Here is a 16,004-nt window from a genome sequence, read left to right as displayed (position 1 = left end):
AAGATACCCCATACGGGCATCCGCTCACATAACTTCGAGCGAGTATGGTCAAAACATCTGTCGATATAGCATTTCAGATGGCTATACAGGATCTGCAGGCGGACACGTGGCCAGCAGGCTGGCGGCCCAAAGCACGTAATCCGCCAACCGGACCGTCCTTTCGACCGGAATCGCGCCCCAGGCGGGCCCTCGTCCGCCGCCAGACGTCCCTCGAGAGTCGCGTCCCCCGTCGAGAATGCTATATCGACGTATTTTTTGACCAGAATTGAAACAGCCCTTGTTTCACGCCTCATTATCGCTGCATATTTCGATGCGTTTTAGCATTTTAATTGTATATCGACGACAACCACCCCTCCGCGCCGCACGGGACGCCCCTCGAAGCGGGGCGGCAACGCCCCGACGGCTGCACAAAGGCCCCAGACCTGATGGCTGTGCAAAGGGGACCGCCCCGCCGCTCACCGCCGCATTGCGCCATTCCCCCAAAACCCGAAGTTTATCCTTGACTTATGAGCATACGTTCATATAATCGGAACTAGATATATGAGCATATGTTCATATATGGAAGGAGAGCCATGGAAGAACCCCTTGCGACGAACGGTCGCGCACCCGACGCCGAGCCTTGCATGCCCGACGAGGAGCTGCTCTACGACCTTGCCGACCTGTTCAAGATCTTCAGCGACACCACCCGCATCAAGATCCTCTACTCCCTCTACGACGAACCGCGCTCGGTCGGAAGCATCGCCGAGGCGATCGGCGCCACGCAGAGCGCCGTCTCGCATCAGCTGCGCATCCTGAAGCAGGCTCGCCTCGTGCGCTTCGACCGCGACGGGCGAAGCCTCATCTACTCGCTTGCCGACGACCACGTCCACACCATGCTCGCTCAGGGCATGAACCATATCTGCGAATAACGGCCGGCCCCGGCGGCACCAAGGCGGCACGCCGCGCAGCCAGCAGCCAAGGCGCCTGACAAGGCGACCTGCAATCCAAGACCTTGCGACCCCTCACAGAAAGGACTCCCCACCATGCGCAAGTCATTCAAGCTCGATGAGATCGATTGCGCCAACTGCGCCCAGAAGCTCGAGGACGCCATCAACAAGCTCGACGGCGTCGAGCAGGCACGCGTCAACTTCCTGCTTCAGAAGCTCACCCTCACCGCGGCAGACGACGCCTTCGACGAGGTGCTCGCTCGCGTGGTCGAGCTCACCCGGCAGGTAGAGCCCGACTGCGAGATCATTCGCTAGCCTTCGGGATAAATCCCGCTCGTTCAAGGGCCGCCTGGCAAGGCAGCCCTTTACTCGGCTGATATATATGAACGTATGTTCACATATATGGTCTGACAAGAGGAGTTACCGATGAATAAGAAGCAGCGGAAGTGGCGCAACCGCATCCTGATCGCGCTGGCAATCTTCGCGGTGGTGATGGTCATCGACGAGACCGGGGTGCTGGGCGCAGCCTTTGGCAAGCCGGGCGACGTCTATGCGTCGTTTGTGCTCTTTCTCATCCCCTACCTCATCGCCGGATACGACGTGCTCATCAAGGCGGCGCGCAACATCCGCCGCGGAGACGCCTTCGACGAGGCGTTTCTCATGACGGTCGCGACCATCGGCGCTTTCGCCATGGTCATCTTTCCCGACACCGACCCGCACATGGCGGAAGGCGCCGCCGTCATGCTCTTCTACCAAGTCGGAGAGCTCTTCCAGAGCTACGCCGTGGGGCAGAGCCGCAAATCCATCAGCGAGCTCATGGACATCGCGCCCGATTATGCCAACATCGAGCGCGACGGCAAGCTCGTAGAGGTCGATCCCGACGAGGTCCAGGTTGGCGACGTCATCGTGGTGAAGCCCGGCGAGCGCGTGCCCATCGACGGCGTCGTTGTAGACGGCGTCTCCCAGCTCGACACCGCGGCCCTCACCGGCGAGTCCGTGCCGCGCCATGTCGAGGGCGGCTCAGAGGTCATTTCGGGCTGCATCAATATGACGGGCATGCTGCACGTCCGCACCACCAAGCCCTTCGGAGAGTCCACCGTCTCGCGCATCCTGGAGCTTGTCGAGAACGCCAGTGAGAAGAAGGCGCGCACCGAGAACTTCATCACGCGCTTCGCCCGCATCTATACGCCGGCCGTGGTGTTTGCCGCCCTCGCCCTTGCGGTGCTGCCGCCGCTCCTGGGGCTGGGCGCCTGGAGCGACTGGATCTTGCGCGGCCTTACCTTCCTGGTGGTCTCCTGCCCCTGCGCACTCGTCATCTCGGTGCCGCTCAGCTTCTTCGGCGGCATAGGCGGGGCGTCGCGGCTCGGCATCCTCGTGAAGGGCTCGAACTATCTCGAGCTGCTCGCGAAGGTCGACACGGTGGTCTTCGACAAGACGGGAACCCTCACCAACGGCACCTTCGACGTGGTCGCCATCCGTCCCGCCGATGGCATCGACGAGAGCACGTTGCTCGAGCAGGCGGCGCACGCCGAGGCGTTTTCCGACCACCCCATCGCGCTCTCGGTCAAGCAGGCGTTCGCGGGGGCAGTCGACGAGACGCGCGTCGCAGACGCCCATGAGGAATCCGGCCACGGCGTCGCCGCGCGCGTCGACGGCCGGCAGGTGCTGGTGGGCAACGACAAGCTCATGGCAGAGCACGGCGTCGCATACCGCGATTGCGACATGGTCGGAACCGTGCTGCATGTCGCCGTCGACGGACGCTACCTGGGACATATCGTCATCGCCGACGTGGTGAAAGACGACGCGGCGCAGACGATTCGCGACCTGCATGCGGCCGGCGTGAAGCGCTGCGTGATGCTCACCGGCGACCGCGCCGACGTTGCGGCATCGGTCGCTTCCGAGATCGGTCTCGACGAGTTTCACGCACAGCTTCTCCCCGAAGACAAGGTCGACGCCGTGGAGACCCTGCTCGCAGGCGAGGCCAACGGCGGCAAGCTCGCCTTTGTCGGCGACGGCATCAACGATGCGCCGGTGCTCACCCGCGCCGACGTGGGCATCGCCATGGGGGCGATGGGGTCGGACGCCGCCATCGAGGCGGCAGACGTCGTGCTTATGGACGACAAGCCCTCGAACATCGCGCATGCGATGCACATAGCCCGCAAGACCATGCGCATCGTATGGCAAAACATCGTGTTCGCCCTGGGCGTGAAGATCATCATCCTGCTGCTTGCCGCGCTCGGCATCGCGAACATGTGGCTCGCCGTCTTCGGCGACGTGGGCGTAGCGTTTATCGCGATCCTCAACGCCATGCGCGCCATGCGTGTAGACAAGAGCTGACGCGGCTGCCGTCGCATCCAAACCGAGGCAGCGCAGCGGCACGCGGGCCCCGCGAGACGTACAGCCTCGCGGGGCATCCGTCCACAAATGCCGCGCGAGACGTCAGGCGTCGCGCGGCCGGTCCGCATCGGTTATCTCCCGCACGACGCGGCACGGGTTGCCCGCGGCGACCACGCCGGCGGGCACGTCGCGCAGGACCACGCTGCCCGCGCCGACCACGCTGCCCGCGCCGATGGTCACGCCGGGCAGAATGGTCACGTTGGCCCCGATCCACACGTCGTCCTCGACCGTGATGGGGAGCGCCCGCTCGAGCCCCGCGTTTCGCTCGGCTGCCGTAAGGGGGTGCTGTGCGGTGTACATGCCGCAGTAGGGACCGATAAACACATGGCTTCCGATGGCGATCGGCGCGCCATCCATGAGGTAGGCGTTATGGTTGATGAAGCTCGCGTCGCCGATGCTCACGTTGTAGCCATAGTCCACGTTCAGCGGCGCGAGCACCTCGACATCGTTGCCGTAACGCCCCAGGAGGTCCCCGAGCGCGGCGGCCCGCTCCTCGCTTTGGTCGGGAGCGAGGGCGTTGAGCCTGAAGACCTTTCGCTCCGCCTCCATGCGCTCAGCGAGAAGCTCCTCGTCGAAGTTCGCGTCGTACCACAGCCCTTGGTCACGCTTTTCTTTCTCCGTCATGAGATATTTCCTCCAACCATCTACTCCCTGCACGCCGCCGCTCGCGGCATGGCGTGCGAGGGCGTCCCATCCAGACGCATGTCGAGGGCGCGGGCGGCGAGCCCCCGCACGTAGCACGCGTCCATGTCGTCTCGATACTCCAGCCGCGGGAGATAGCGGCGGGGGATCCACTCCCCCAGCAACGCCTCGACCCCGGAAAGCGCATCCGCATCTACCAGGTCGCCCGCGCACAGGATGAGGTCGGGATTGATCACGGCGATTACCGAAGCAAGGCAGCGCGCCACAAGATCGGGACAGGGCGCCGCAAACGAGGCGGGCTCAGGGGCGCGAAGCCCCTCGGCTCCCTCGACGGGCACAAAGCCGACCATGCCGGCAAAACTGTTCGCGCCCTCGATCACCTCGCCGCGATAGATGGTCGCCGTGCCGGGGCGAACCCCGTGGGGAAAATAGGCAAGCGTCACGATCTCGTCTTCGATGCCGAGCTCTCGATACAGCCCGTACGCCTTCATATGCATATCGTTTCCGGCAACGACCGAGGCGCCCGTGCCCTCCTCCAGCAGCGACACGACATGCATCCCGTCCATCTCCCGGGCGTCGCAGTCGCGCACCACGCCGCCCTGCACGATTCCGGGAATCCCCAGGGCTATCTGAACGACCCCCGGAAACCGATCGAGCGCACGAGCCGCCACGTGCACGAGCGCCTCGCCGTCGACCCGCTCGGCCGTCTCCTCAAGACGCGCGAGCACTCGACCCGTCACAGAGACGACCTCCGATACCAGCGCCCGTTTGGCACCCGAGAGCTCGAGTCGCATCGCGAGCAGCTGGCCCATGTCTTCCTGTACGCGATACAAGGCGGTGCTCCTGCCCGCGGGACCCTGCACGCGTTCGGAAACGGCGACCTCGCCCATGCGCTCCATCTCGTTGAGGGCCCCGTTGCACGTCGCGACCGACAGGCCCGTCAGCTGCGCGAGCTCGCGCTTGCTTCGGGCCCGCCCGTCCCATAGCAGGCGCCGAATGGCGTTCTTGCTCGCCTCGGATACCGTCGATGCCATCTATCGCCTCCCATCAGTTATTTCACCATTTATTATATCTACTATAATAATTAAGGCAACAGAGCTTCCTCTACCGCTGGCCACACCTGCAGCCGGACTCTTGCGAGGGTACGGTGGAAAACGGCGCCGCCCCTTTCAGTTCGGCTACACTTCCCACAGCACGGAAACACGCCGAACGGCGCATCCGACTAAAGGAGAGTCATGGAAGACCTGTTCTTCAATTTCATCAATCAGTTTGGCTACTTTGCGGTGGGAGCCCTCATCTTTATCGAGAACATCTTCCCGCCCATCCCCAGCGAGCTCATCCTCCCCCTCTCGGGCTTCTTCACCACCACGACCGATATGGTCTTGCCCCTGGTCATCGTCTCGGCAACCGCAGGCTCGGTGCTTGGCGCCTACATCCTCTACGGCATCGGGTACGTGCTCAACCGCGACCGCCTCATGCGCTTCTTCGAGACCCGCCCCATGCGGCTGCTCGGGTTCAAGGGAGACGACATCGCCAAGGCGATCGACTGGTTTGACCGTCGCGGCCAGATCTCGGTGCTCATCTGCCGCTTCGTGCCCATCGTGCGCAGCCTCATTTCCATCCCCGCCGGCGTAGCGCGCATGAACATGGTCAAGTTTGCCATCTACACCCTGGTCGGCTCTGCCATATGGAACACCGTGCTCTGCTCACTCGGCGCCGCCGCGGGAAGCGCGTGGGAGACCGTGACCGAGCAGGCAGAATGGGTCTCCGACGTCGTGAAGTACGTCATCATCGCCATCGTGGCGGTGGTAGCCATCTTTTGGATCGTGAAGCGCATCGTGCCCAACCTCAGGCATGCCGACGACACGAACGGCACCGGCCACACCCCTGCCCACATGAAGTAGCCGCAGGTGGATGGATGGGGACGTGCCCCCTTCATCCACTTGGGATGGATGGGGACGTGTTTCTTTCATCCACTCGCTCAAGACGGCGGCGCGCAGATGTCCGCCTTATGAGGGCGCCCGGACGACACGCATCGTCCGGGCGCCCTTCTGCATGCCGTGTGCCCGGCAATACCCTCAGCGCGACAGATACGCCTGGAGCTTATGGAACGAATCGTCCGACAGGCAGTGCTCCATGTGGCAGCCTTCCTCCGTCGCGACCTCGGGGTCGACGCCGGCCGCGATCAAGAGACCGCGAAAGAACTCGTGCCGCTCGAGCATGCGCTCGGCGACTTCACGCCCCGCCTCGGTAAGCCGCACGTCGCGCTTGACCATCTCGACGTAGCCGCGCGCCTCCAGATTTGCCATGGCCTTGGACACGCTCGCCTTGGTGACCCCCAGCAACGTCGCGATATCGATGGAGCGGACACTGCCGCACTTGATCTGAAGCATGAGGATGGCCTCAAGATAGTCCTCGCCGGATTCATGGAGCATCGACATGGTCGGCCTTTCGGAGCTCGGGGAGGGGCACATCCGTACCCGCCCCTATTAGTTAGCGTTAGCTTACTCTACCTGAACCCCCTGCGGTTATCCAGTCTCCAACAGGAAGCCCATATGTTACGCCCGCGAAGCAAACCTTCCGACGCGCGGCCAGGCCGACGGACGGGGAAGGCGCCCGCCCTACCTGCGCCGACCACGGCGTTTCGCACCCGGCTACTTCGCACTCGCTGCCTGGCTGCCTAGAGCAGGCCGAGCTTCTCGCAGGCGTTCCAGATGCCGTCGCTGTCCACGTCATCGGTCACCATGGTCGCCCGTTCCTTCACGACATCCGACGCGTTGCCCATGGCGACGCTCGTTCCCACCGCCTCGAACAGGCTGATGTCGTTCTCGCCGTCGCCAAACGCAATCGCCTCATCGGGCGCGAGGCCATAGCGCTCGAGCGTCGCCGCGACTCCGAAGGATTTGCCGCCCGCGCACGGAACCACGTCGCAGAACAGATTGTTCCAGCGCGTCGCCTTGACCTCATGCGTGTGGTCCAAGAAAACGCGCTCCTCGCCCGGCTCCACGAACACGCAGAACTGGTAGATCGGGGCGGCGAGCGCCTGCCGGTAGTCCTCGGCATGGTAGGTGATGCCCACTTTGGCGCCGACCTCGAGCACCCGCTCGCTCAGGTTGCTCACAAAGCTGCGCTCGCGCTGCTGAATCAAAATGTCATAGCGGTGCTCGAGGAATGCGGCGTCCACGATATGGCGTGCATCGGCCGGGGCGATCGATACGTCGCGGTACGCGCCCTCGTCGTCATAGCACAGCTGACCGTTGAGCGTGATGTAGGCGTCGAACCCCTGGCGCAGCGAATCGTTCAGCTCAAGGGTCGATCGCCCCGAGGCGATCACCACCTTCACGCCCTGCTCGCGCAGACGGGCAAGCGCGCGACGGGTGGATTCCGGCATCTGATGGGTCTTGAAGCTCAGCAAGGTGCCGTCGATATCAAAAAAGGCCGCTTTAATCATGAATATACCTCTTGCAATAACATGCGGCGGCGGCGCGCTATATGACGAACCGCCAGATGGCAAACGCGCCCAGTCCGCTCAATACGAAAAAGACGAAGGTGAGGATGAGCATCCATTTGCCCACGCTGACCGCGACTCGCTGCCATGCCACCTCAGAATCAGCGAGCTCGAAGACGCCCTTTTGCTTCATCACCGCAAAGGCGATCGCGGTGATGACGGCCATGACCGCTGCAAACGCGGCATAGATCGGCAGCGCAAAAAACGCGACCGCGCACACGAAGCCCACGGCCACGAGGACGGGAAATAAAAACAAGAAGAAACAGCCGCCCATAGAAGCCTCCCCGACGCATCGCTCGCATTCGTCCCCACAGTGTACCACGGTGCCTCACAGGCCCAGGCAGCGCGTGATAGGATTGATTGTATTCGCCCGGGCCAGGGACGCGGCCCGTCCCGCTCCGCGGCGCCATGAAAAACGATGACGAAGGGGTCCTATGGCAATCCTGCTTGGATGTGACGGCATCGACCTAGAATATCCAACCAAACATGTTCTTCAGGGCGTGACGCTCGGCGTAAACGAGGGCGACCGCATCGGCATCGTCGGACGCAACGGCGATGGCAAATCGACCCTGCTTTCGATCCTCTCGGGCGAGCTCGAGCCCGACGCGGGGCGCGTCACCCGGCGTCGCGACGTCCACGTGGGGCTCCTGGGGCAAAAAGACGCCCTCGTGGACACCGACAGCGTGCACCATGCCGTGGTGGGCGACCTTCCCGAATATGAGTGGGCGTCGAGTCCGCGCATCCGCCAGATCTTAGACGGACTCATCGCAGACGTTCCGTGGGAGGGCACGGTGCGCGAGCTGTCCGGAGGCCAGCGCCGCCGCGTCGACCTCGCCCGCCTGCTCATCGGCGATTACGACATCCTCATGCTCGACGAGCCCACCAACCACCTCGACATGCGCACCATCAACTGGCTCGCCCAGCACCTCAAGAGCCGCTGGCAGGCAGGGTCGGGCGCGCTGCTCATGGTCACCCATGACCGCTGGTTCCTCGACGAGGTGTGCACCTCCATGTGGGAGGTGCACGATGGCGCCGTCGACCCCTTTGAGGGCGGCTACTCCGCCTATATCCTGCAGCGCGTCGAGCGCGACCGCATGGCACAGGTCGCCGAGGAGCGCCGCCGCAACATGGCGCGCAAGGAGCTCGCTTGGCTTTCGCGCGGGGCCCAGGCTCGCTCTACAAAACCAAAGTTCCGCGTCGAGGCGGCCCGCGAGCTCATCGCCGACGTTCCGCCCCTGCGCAACGAGCTCGAGCTCAAGCGGCTCGCGGTATCTCGCCTCGGCAAGCAGGTCATCGATGTCATCGACGTCACGGCGGGCTATCCAGGCTCAGAGGGCAACGCCTCCGTACCGGTTCTGGACGACATCACCTGGCTCATCGGAGCAGGCGACCGCTTTGGCCTTCTGGGCGAGAACGGCGCCGGCAAGTCGACGCTGCTCGAGGTGATCCAGGGCCACCTGAAGCCGTTGTCGGGACGCGTGAAGATCGGCCAGACGGTACGGTTCGGCGTACTCTCCCAGCAGCTCGAAGAGCTCAAGCCGCTCGAAAAGTTCACCATCCGCGAGGTGCTCTCGCGCTACAAGCGCGTCTACGTGGTCGACGGCAAGGAGACCAGCCCCGAGAAGCTCCTCGAGCGCCTCGACTTCACCACCAAGCAGCTCTGGAGCCGCATCGGCGACCTCTCGGGCGGCCAGCGCAGGCGCCTCATGCTGCTGCTCACCCTGCTCGAGGAACCCAACGTGCTCATCCTCGACGAGCCCGGCAACGACCTGGACACCGACATGCTCGCCATCGTGGAAGACCTGCTCGATGGCTGGCCGGGGACGCTCATCCTCGTCACGCATGACCGCTATCTCATCGAGCGCGTGACCGACCAGCAGTACGCCATCATCGATGGACGCCTTCGCCACGTGCCCGGCGGCGTGGACGAGTATCTGCGCCTGGTCGAGCATGCGTCCCCTCAAGCCGGCAAGCGTCCCTCCCCCGCCGCTGCAGCCAAGGCGCCTGAGACGGCGCCCAAGGCATCAGGACTTTCCAACGCCGAGCGCCAGCGGCTGCGCAAGGAGGCGTCCTCGCTCGAACGCAAGATCGAGACCCAGCGCCGCCGCGCCGAGGAGCTCCAGGCGGCGTTTCAGGACATCGACCCCACCGACTACCAGGCACTCGAGACGCAGCAGGAGCGCATCAAAGAAGTGAACGACCTCATCGACGAGCTGGAGACCTCCTGGCTCGAGGTGAGCGAACAGCTGGAGGGCTAAGGGCCCTTTCGGGCGGGCCGCGCTCTCCGGGCAGAACGTCGTCGCGGCGAGCGTGGCGCATGGCCGGAACCGCATCCGCCGATGGCGACCTCTCCCACTTCGTCGACGGCGCCTCCGTGTCCGACTGGGCCGCAGACGGCGTGAGCTGGGCGGTCGGCGAAGGATACCTGCGCGGCATCGGCGGCATCTCTGAGCTCCGTCCGCAGGGAGGCCTTGAGCGCGCACAGGCGGCAACCGTGCTCATGCGCGCCGACCGCGCGGGATTCCCCTTTCCGGAGCCCGCTGAGTAACCCTGCTGAGCAACCTTTTGAGATGAGGGCGCCCACGCCATCGGCATCGCCGGAGACGTGGGCGCCCCGCCATCAAGGCCCGCGCCCACTTGCCCTTCATAGCGAAAAGCGGCGACCCAGATGGACATGGGTCGCCGCATATAGGGGAAGAGCCGCGTCGCACATGAATGGCATGGCAGGAAGGCGCGACGGGCCGATGCGAAAAACAATAACGATGGGACGCCGGCACGAAGGCGGCGCCCGGCATCGAGGCGTCCTTACGAGAACATACCGGTCAGGTAGTCGTTCAGACGCTTGTCTTTCGGTCGCTGGAAGATCTGGTTCGTCTCACCGTACTCGACCATATCGCCCATATAGAAGAAGGCGGTGCGGTTGGACACACGGGAGGCCTGCTCCATGTTATGGGTCACGATCACGATGGCGCGATCCTTCACGATGGATGCCATGAGGTCCTCGATGGCGAGCGTCGAGATGGGGTCGAGCGCCGAGCAGGGCTCATCGAACAGGATCACGTCGGGGTGCATGGCAAGGGTGCGCGCGATGCACAGGCGCTGCTGCTGGCCGCCGGAAAGGGCGAAGGCGCTCTGGTCAAGCTTGTCCTTGACCTCGTCCCACAGCGCGGCGCCGCGCAGGCTCTCCTCGACCATCTGATCGAGCGTGTCCTTGTCTTTGATGCCGTGACGCTTCGGCGCGAACGTGATGTTCTCGCGAATGGACTTATGGAAGGGATTGGGCTGCTGGAACACCATGCCGATGGACTTGCGGAGCTCGTAGAGGTTCTCGGTCTTGGTGTTGATGTTGCGGTCCTGGTAGATGATCTCGCCCTCGACGCGGCAGCCTTTGATCTCACGGTTCATGAGGTTCAGGCTGCGCAGATAGGTCGACTTGCCGCAGCCAGACGGGCCGATGAGCGCAGTGATCTCACCCTTGTGGAACTTCAGGCTCGTGTCGTGCAGGGCATGATGGTCGCCGTAGTAGACGTTCACATCATGGGTCTCAAGCATGACCTCGTCCGAAACCGCCACACCCGAGATGCGGGCGCCCTTCTCGCTGGAATCGACGTCGGCCAGGAACTGATCGGTCTCGTTCGTCATTCGGCAGTCATCCTCCTAGCGAGCGCCTTGCCTGCGATGCGGGAGAGCACATTGAACAGCAGCACGCAGATCATAAGGATCGCGGCGGTGCCCCACACGATGTGCTGCGCCTCGGGGCTGCCTTCGCCGTAGATCTTGTAGATGTGCACGGCAAGCGACTCGCCCGGACGGAAGATGTTCCACGCGCAGGTGGGGCTCGCGAAGTTCAGGGACAGGAAGTTGAGGCGCGCGGGGCTCGACATACCGGAGGTGAACAGCAGAGCCGCCGCCTCGCCGAACACGCGGCCGGCAGAGAGCACCACGCCGGTCACGATGGCGGGCATAGCCGCCGGAATCAACACGTGAATCGTGGTCTCCCAACGCGTAAGGCCCATGGCCAGGCATGCGTCGCGCTGGCTTGCGGGAACGTCCTCGAGCGCCTGGGTGATGACGCGGGTGAGGATGGGGATGTTGAACATCGTGAGAGCGATGGCGCCTGAGATGAGCGAATAACCCCAGCCAAAATTCACCGAGAACATGAGGAAGCCGAACATGCCCACCACGATGGACGGCAGCGAGGACAGGGTCTCGATGGCCGTCGAAGCGATCTTGGTGACGGGCCCGTCGGGGGCATACTCGACCAAAAAGACCGCCGCGAACAGCGAGATGGGCACCGAGATGATGAGGGTGAGCACCAGCAGGTAGAACGAGTCGAAGAGCTGGTAGGCGATACCGCCCTCGGTGCCGTTGGAACGGCTCGCCTCGGTGAGGAAGCCCGGCTGGAAGAGCTGGCCCACGCCCTGGAAGAGAATGTAGACGACCATGGACACGACAATGGCCATGACGATGGCTACGATCACGGTGAGGATGCCCGTCGCGATCTTATCGTTGCGCATGGAGCGCTTGATGCGCGCGTCCTGCGCCGGAGCGGTTGCATTAGCCACGGGACTTCGCCCCCTTCGCGCCGATGAGGTGGATGATCAGGATGAAGAAGAGCGACATGCCCATGAGCAGAAGGCCAAGCGTCCAGAGCGCGTCGTTTTGCACCGAGCCGGTGGCGTAAACCGCCATGGAGGTGGTGAGCGTCGTGGTGATGGTGGACGCAGAGTCGATGAGCGATGTGGGCATGGCCTCGACGCCGCCGATGACCATGCGCACGGCGAGCGTCTCGCCGAAGGCGCGGGTCATACCCAGGATGACCGCGGTCATGAGCGACGGCGTGGCGCTTTTAAGCACCACGTGCCAGATGGTCTGCCAGCGGGTATAGCCAAGCGCCAGCGAACCCTGACGATAGCTATCGGGTACGGCGCGAAGAGCGTCGATGGAGAGCGTGGTGATGGTGGGAAGGATCATGAGCGCCAGCACGATGGAGCCGGGCAGGATGCCGAGGCCCATCTCGACGTTGAAGATCGCGCGCACCGCACTAACGATGACATGGAAGCCAATGAGGCCGAAGACGACCGAAGGGATGCCCACGAGAAGCTCGATGAGCGGCTGGAAGTACTTCTGGCCAAACTTCGGCTGAATCTCCACCACGTAGATGGCCGACCCGATGGCGATCGGCAGCGCGATCACGGTCGAGATGATCGTGACCGCGAAGGAGGTCACGATGAGCGGAAGCGCGCCCGTGAAGGGCAGACCGGTGGCCTCATCGGTCACCGCCAGGTTCCACACCGTGCCCGTGAAGAAGTTGAGAACATCAACGCCGTCCTTGATGAAGGTGGACAGGCCGCGCTGCGCAACCATGACGATAAGCGCCACAACGACAAGTGTCACGAGCGCAACGCATGCGCCCGTGACACTCAATCCGACCTTCTCAAGGCTGCGTTTTGGCATCTGCTTTGCCATAGCGCACCTTTCGAACAGTATCGCGTACTATGCGTACGCACAGGGCGTAGAAACGAGGGCCGATCCTACTTCTCGGTGACGTTGCCCTCTGCGTCCTTGACGACGGTCATGCTGGAGACGGGGATGAAGCCCTGCTCCTCGACGAGCGAACCCTGGACGTCGTCGGAGAGCATGTACTCGAGGAACGCAACGGTCACCTCGTCGGCATCCTCCTGGCAATACATGTGCTCGGTCGCCCAGATCGGGAAGGAGTTGTCGGTGACGTTCTCGTCGGTCGGGTCGACGCCGTTGACCTTGATGGCCTTGAACTTGGTCTCGTCGAAGTGCGAGAAGTCGAGGTAGGAGATGGCGTTGTCGGTGGAGCCCATCTGGGTCTGAACGTCGCCGGACTTGTCGAGCTCGGCATCGCCCTTGAAGGTGCTCTCCTCAGCGCCGGCACCGAAGACCGCGGCCTCGAAGGTGGCGCGGGTGCCGGAGCCAGACTTGCGGTTGAGGACATGGATCTCGGCGTCCTCTCCGCCGACCTCGCTCCAGTTGGTGATCTCGCCGGAGAAAATGCCCTTGAGCTGGTCGAGAGACAGGTCGTCGACGGTCACGTTGAGGGAGACGACGGGGCCCATGCCCACGACGGCGACCTCATGGTCAACGAGGGTCGCAGCCTGGTCTGCGTCGAGCTTGGTCTCGGCGAAGACATCGGAGTTGCCGATGGTGACGGTGCCGTCGGCCACGGCGGTCAGGCCGGTACCCGAGCCGTTGCCGGAACCGGTGATGGAGACATCGGGGTTCTCAGCCATGAACTGCTCGGCGGCAGCCTCGACGAGAGCCTGGAACGAAGAGGCGCCATCATAGGTAACGGTGCCCGTAAGAGTCGAGCTGCCACCAGCGGAGCCCGCAGCGGTGCCACCGGTCTCGCCGCCGCATCCCGCGAGGCCGAGGCCGGCGACGGCAGCAGCGCCACCAAAGATGCCGAGGAACTGACGACGAGAGCAATTGAAGTCGAGCATGGTTCTCCTTCCAAAGAACACGTTGCGTGAGATGCGGACGGATCGGTGCTTGCCATCTGCACCGGCGTCGGGCATGTCCACCTGCCCCAAACGCACTCCATCCGTTGTTCCGGAAGGTACTGTAACGCCCGCCAAGAAGCCCATATGCCCTCGTCCGGCAGTCATTACCCGTCGCTTATGAAACGTTACGGCTCCCCGACGAAGGCCTTACGGCCAGCTTACAATTAGCGCTTTTTGCGCGGCCTTGCTTTACGTTGCTGGCGCCGCCCTGAAGCCGCCGGACGCTCGTCGCGGCGCCCCCTGGCCGCATGGCGACGGTAGAGCAACGCGCCAAAGAGACCTGCGACCGCAATGATCAGCAGGTACACGAACTGTTGGACAATGGGATCGAGCGATTCCATGATGGCTCCTTCGAGGCGGTCGAACGTCCCTGGGGCGACGAGTCGCCCCAGGGACGGCTTTGGTTACATGCTCGTATTAGAAGTCGAGCTGCATGAGGCGAACGATGGCAAGGATGTAGATCTTGAGCGCGCGGCGCAGCAGCTGCTCGTTGGCACCCTCGTTGGCGCCATGCATCGGACCCACCCACGACGGAACCTCGCCCTCGTCTCCCTCCGGTCCGAAGGAAACGGCGCGCTCGAAGTTTCGGGCGTACGTTCCCCCGCCCATCGAGAACGGCTTCGCCTCGTTTCCTGTCACCTCGCTATAGACCGCAAGCAGCGTCTGCACCGCCGGATGGTCGGCCCCCACCGAAAACGGCGGCTTGCTGCGCGTCTCTTCAATCGTAGCGCCAAATTGCCCGGCAAGCTCGCGCAGAGCCCCGAGCATGGACGCCACCGTGGTGCTATCGGGAAAGCGCACGTCGATAGTCTGCCTGATGTGGCCGTCGGCGACGTCGATGGTGCCCCCGTTGACCGTGAGCGGACCGAACGCCTCGCTGCGGCTCGCGATGCCGAGACCCTCTCCGGCCGTGTCGGCATGTACGCGCGCCAGCAGCTCGCAGAACCGCTCTTCCTCTGCGGAGAGCAGCGCCCCTTCGCCCCGCGCGGCGCGCGCACGGCTTGCCTCGCGCAGGTAGTCGACTACAAGGCCGATGGCATTGATGGTGCCTTCCGGCAGCGATGCGTGGCCGCCGATACCGGTGGCGACGATACGCGCCACGCCCGGACGCACCTCTTCGATACGAATGCGGCCGGCACCTGAGACGGGCTCGGGCAGCGATGCCGCATCGACGGCGATCTCCAGCACCGACTCGCCGGGGATGGCGTTGGTGACCTCGGCTCCGCTCCAGGAGAGGATGCGGCCGCCCGAGATCTCTCCGCTCGTGAAGACGGCGCCGAAGCAGCCCTTCTCGGCGTTGCAGACAGGAAACTCCGCATCGGGGGTGAACAGGAACAGGGGCTGCTCATGTGACGCGAGATAATGGTGGACGTCGGTCATGCCCACCTCTTCGTCGCACCCGAGCAGGGCCCGGAAGGTATAGCGGGGACGCACGCCCTCGCGGAGCAGAAAGGCTCCCGCATACAGCGACAGCACCGCAGGGCCCTTGTCATCGATGACGCCGCGGCCGAGAAGCCATCCATCGCGCCTTGCCATGGCGAACGGATCGGTCGCCCAGCCCGTGCCGGCGGGAACGACGTCCACGTGCGCAATGGTGGCAACATGCTCCATCCGCTCGCCGGGAATGTCCGCGATGCCCATGTATCCGTCATCGTCGGAGGTCTCATAGCCCAGACGTCGGGCAATGCCGAGCGCGCAGTCGAGCGCGCCCCGGACCGGCTTGCCGAAGGGGGACCCGGGCTCTGCCCGTCCGGCATCCGCTACCGATGGGTATGACACCAGCCGCTCGATGTCGCCGACGACGTCTTCCCAAACCTCATCGATATAGGCATCAATCTTTGCCTCGATAGCTGCGTCCATGGTGCATCGCCTTTCCTTGAGTCGAGTCTCCGTCCCTCTTGTCGACTCGATTCTGCCAGAGGCGACCATGCAGGGCAATGGGGGTCAGACAGGCCGGCCCCGGACGTGCGTGCCCACCAGGCACCCGAATCAGCCGAG

General features: G+C 63.8%; 17 protein-coding genes. 6 read left to right on the top strand and 11 right to left on the bottom strand.

Annotation, left to right across the window (positions count from 1 at the left end; genetic code table 11):
* Positions 1-572 precede the first annotated feature (572 nt).
* The 3 genes from H6A15_RS02975 (at position 573) to H6A15_RS02965 (ending at position 3,263) form a co-directional block, all read left to right on the top strand.
* A complete protein-coding gene (locus H6A15_RS02975) occupies positions 573-908 on the top strand; it encodes an ArsR/SmtB family transcription factor (protein WP_204672205.1) in 336 nt (111 codons plus the stop codon).
* A gap of 114 nt (positions 909-1,022) precedes the next feature.
* The gene (locus H6A15_RS02970; RefSeq protein WP_204672204.1) at positions 1,023-1,241 is read left to right on the top strand and encodes a cation transporter; all 219 of its coding nucleotides are present in this window, start codon (positions 1,023-1,025) and stop codon (positions 1,239-1,241) included.
* 111 nt (positions 1,242-1,352) lie between these two features.
* Positions 1,353-3,263 carry a heavy metal translocating P-type ATPase gene (locus H6A15_RS02965; protein WP_204672203.1) on the top strand — a complete coding sequence of 637 codons (1,911 nt, stop codon included), beginning with the start codon at positions 1,353-1,355 and terminating at the stop codon, positions 3,261-3,263.
* Positions 3,264-3,365: 102 nt separating this feature from the next.
* Here the strand turns inward: H6A15_RS02965 and H6A15_RS02960 are convergent, their stop codons facing one another.
* Both H6A15_RS02960 and H6A15_RS02955 read right to left on the bottom strand, forming a co-directional pair.
* A complete protein-coding gene (locus H6A15_RS02960) occupies positions 3,366-3,947 on the bottom strand; it encodes a sugar O-acetyltransferase (RefSeq protein WP_204672202.1) in 582 nt (193 codons plus the stop codon).
* Positions 3,948-3,967: 20 nt separating this feature from the next.
* The gene (locus H6A15_RS02955) at positions 3,968-4,999 is read right to left on the bottom strand and encodes an ROK family transcriptional regulator (RefSeq protein WP_204672201.1); all 1,032 of its coding nucleotides are present in this window, start codon (positions 4,997-4,999) and stop codon (positions 3,968-3,970) included.
* Between the two features lie 201 nt (positions 5,000-5,200).
* Between H6A15_RS02955 and H6A15_RS02950 the strand changes: the two genes are divergently transcribed.
* The gene (locus tag H6A15_RS02950) at positions 5,201-5,869 is read left to right on the top strand and encodes a DedA family protein (RefSeq protein ID WP_204672200.1); all 669 of its coding nucleotides are present in this window, start codon (positions 5,201-5,203) and stop codon (positions 5,867-5,869) included.
* Between the two features lie 174 nt (positions 5,870-6,043).
* On the opposite strand, the gene H6A15_RS02945 is transcribed toward H6A15_RS02950, so the two are convergent.
* The 3 genes from H6A15_RS02945 to H6A15_RS02935 all read right to left on the bottom strand — a co-directional run bounded on the left by H6A15_RS02945 (position 6,044) and on the right by H6A15_RS02935 (position 7,729).
* On the bottom strand, positions 6,044-6,406 hold the full coding sequence (locus H6A15_RS02945; protein ID WP_239462296.1) for a metal-dependent transcriptional regulator: 363 nt from the start codon (positions 6,404-6,406) through the stop codon (positions 6,044-6,046).
* 239 nt (positions 6,407-6,645) lie between these two features.
* On the bottom strand, positions 6,646-7,416 hold the full coding sequence (locus H6A15_RS02940; RefSeq protein WP_204672199.1) for a Cof-type HAD-IIB family hydrolase: 771 nt from the start codon (positions 7,414-7,416) through the stop codon (positions 6,646-6,648).
* Positions 7,417-7,453: 37 nt separating this feature from the next.
* Positions 7,454-7,729, bottom strand: a complete 276-nt coding sequence (locus H6A15_RS02935; protein ID WP_204672198.1) for a hypothetical protein — start codon at positions 7,727-7,729, stop codon at positions 7,454-7,456.
* 178 nt (positions 7,730-7,907) lie between these two features.
* Between H6A15_RS02935 and H6A15_RS02930 the strand changes: the two genes are divergently transcribed.
* Positions 7,908-9,731 (top strand): ABC-F family ATP-binding cassette domain-containing protein, encoded by a 1,824-nt coding sequence (locus H6A15_RS02930; RefSeq protein ID WP_204672197.1) that lies wholly within the window; start codon positions 7,908-7,910, stop codon positions 9,729-9,731.
* A 59-nt stretch (positions 9,732-9,790) separates the two neighbouring features.
* Positions 9,791-10,021 carry an S-layer homology domain-containing protein gene (locus H6A15_RS02925; protein ID WP_204672196.1) on the top strand — a complete coding sequence of 77 codons (231 nt, stop codon included), beginning with the start codon at positions 9,791-9,793 and terminating at the stop codon, positions 10,019-10,021.
* Between the two features lie 257 nt (positions 10,022-10,278).
* On the opposite strand, the gene pstB is transcribed toward H6A15_RS02925, so the two are convergent.
* The 6 genes from pstB to H6A15_RS02895 all read right to left on the bottom strand — a co-directional run bounded on the left by pstB (position 10,279) and on the right by H6A15_RS02895 (position 15,866).
* Positions 10,279-11,115 (bottom strand): phosphate ABC transporter ATP-binding protein PstB, encoded by an 837-nt coding sequence (gene pstB / locus H6A15_RS02920; protein WP_204672195.1) that lies wholly within the window; start codon positions 11,113-11,115, stop codon positions 10,279-10,281.
* Entirely contained in the window at positions 11,112-12,038 is a 927-nt protein-coding gene (gene pstA / locus H6A15_RS02915; protein ID WP_289545327.1) for a phosphate ABC transporter permease PstA, read from the bottom strand. The genes pstB and pstA overlap by 4 nt, the downstream gene beginning before the upstream one ends.
* Positions 12,031-12,942: a phosphate ABC transporter permease subunit PstC gene (gene pstC / locus H6A15_RS02910; protein ID WP_204672194.1), complete on the bottom strand. Its 912-nt coding sequence runs from the start codon at positions 12,940-12,942 to the stop codon at positions 12,031-12,033. The genes pstA and pstC overlap by 8 nt, the downstream gene beginning before the upstream one ends.
* Positions 12,943-13,007: 65 nt before the next feature.
* Complete coding sequence (locus tag H6A15_RS02905) at positions 13,008-13,946, bottom strand: phosphate ABC transporter substrate-binding protein (RefSeq protein ID WP_204672193.1); 939 nt, start codon at positions 13,944-13,946, stop codon at positions 13,008-13,010.
* Positions 13,947-14,170: 224 nt separating this feature from the next.
* Positions 14,171-14,347 carry a hypothetical protein gene (locus H6A15_RS02900; RefSeq protein ID WP_204672192.1) on the bottom strand — a complete coding sequence of 59 codons (177 nt, stop codon included), beginning with the start codon at positions 14,345-14,347 and terminating at the stop codon, positions 14,171-14,173.
* Between the two features lie 76 nt (positions 14,348-14,423).
* Complete coding sequence (locus tag H6A15_RS02895) at positions 14,424-15,866, bottom strand: Sapep family Mn(2+)-dependent dipeptidase (protein ID WP_204672191.1); 1,443 nt, start codon at positions 15,864-15,866, stop codon at positions 14,424-14,426.
* Between the last annotated feature and the right edge of the window lie 138 nt (positions 15,867-16,004).

It is taken from the genome of Enorma phocaeensis (assembly GCF_016901575.1).
In the GTDB taxonomy this organism is placed as follows: Bacteria; Actinomycetota; Coriobacteriia; order Coriobacteriales; family Coriobacteriaceae; genus Limicola; species Limicola phocaeensis_A.
The sequence above is the reverse complement of the archived record's forward strand: the minus strand, read 5'-3'. Positions and strand labels throughout refer to the sequence as shown.

Coding starts and splice junctions, on each gene's coding strand:
- H6A15_RS02975 (WP_204672205.1), top strand. CDS start 573: ATGGAAGAACCCCTTGCGACGAACGGTCGCGCACCCGACGCCGAGCCT.
- H6A15_RS02970 (WP_204672204.1), top strand. CDS start 1,023: ATGCGCAAGTCATTCAAGCTCGATGAGATCGATTGCGCCAACTGCGCC.
- H6A15_RS02965 (WP_204672203.1), top strand. CDS start 1,353: ATGAATAAGAAGCAGCGGAAGTGGCGCAACCGCATCCTGATCGCGCTG.
- H6A15_RS02960 (WP_204672202.1), bottom strand. CDS start 3,947: ATGACGGAGAAAGAAAAGCGTGACCAAGGGCTGTGGTACGACGCGAAC.
- H6A15_RS02955 (WP_204672201.1), bottom strand. CDS start 4,999: ATGGCATCGACGGTATCCGAGGCGAGCAAGAACGCCATTCGGCGCCTG.
- H6A15_RS02950 (WP_204672200.1), top strand. CDS start 5,201: ATGGAAGACCTGTTCTTCAATTTCATCAATCAGTTTGGCTACTTTGCG.
- H6A15_RS02945 (WP_239462296.1), bottom strand. CDS start 6,406: ATGTCGATGCTCCATGAATCCGGCGAGGACTATCTTGAGGCCATCCTC.
- H6A15_RS02940 (WP_204672199.1), bottom strand. CDS start 7,416: ATGATTAAAGCGGCCTTTTTTGATATCGACGGCACCTTGCTGAGCTTC.
- H6A15_RS02930 (WP_204672197.1), top strand. CDS start 7,908: ATGGCAATCCTGCTTGGATGTGACGGCATCGACCTAGAATATCCAACC.
- H6A15_RS02925 (WP_204672196.1), top strand. CDS start 9,791: ATGGCCGGAACCGCATCCGCCGATGGCGACCTCTCCCACTTCGTCGAC.
- pstB (WP_204672195.1), bottom strand. CDS start 11,115: ATGACGAACGAGACCGATCAGTTCCTGGCCGACGTCGATTCCAGCGAG.
- pstC (WP_204672194.1), bottom strand. CDS start 12,942: ATGGCAAAGCAGATGCCAAAACGCAGCCTTGAGAAGGTCGGATTGAGT.
- H6A15_RS02905 (WP_204672193.1), bottom strand. CDS start 13,946: ATGCTCGACTTCAATTGCTCTCGTCGTCAGTTCCTCGGCATCTTTGGT.
- H6A15_RS02900 (WP_204672192.1), bottom strand. CDS start 14,347: ATGGAATCGCTCGATCCCATTGTCCAACAGTTCGTGTACCTGCTGATC.
- H6A15_RS02895 (WP_204672191.1), bottom strand. CDS start 15,866: ATGGACGCAGCTATCGAGGCAAAGATTGATGCCTATATCGATGAGGTT.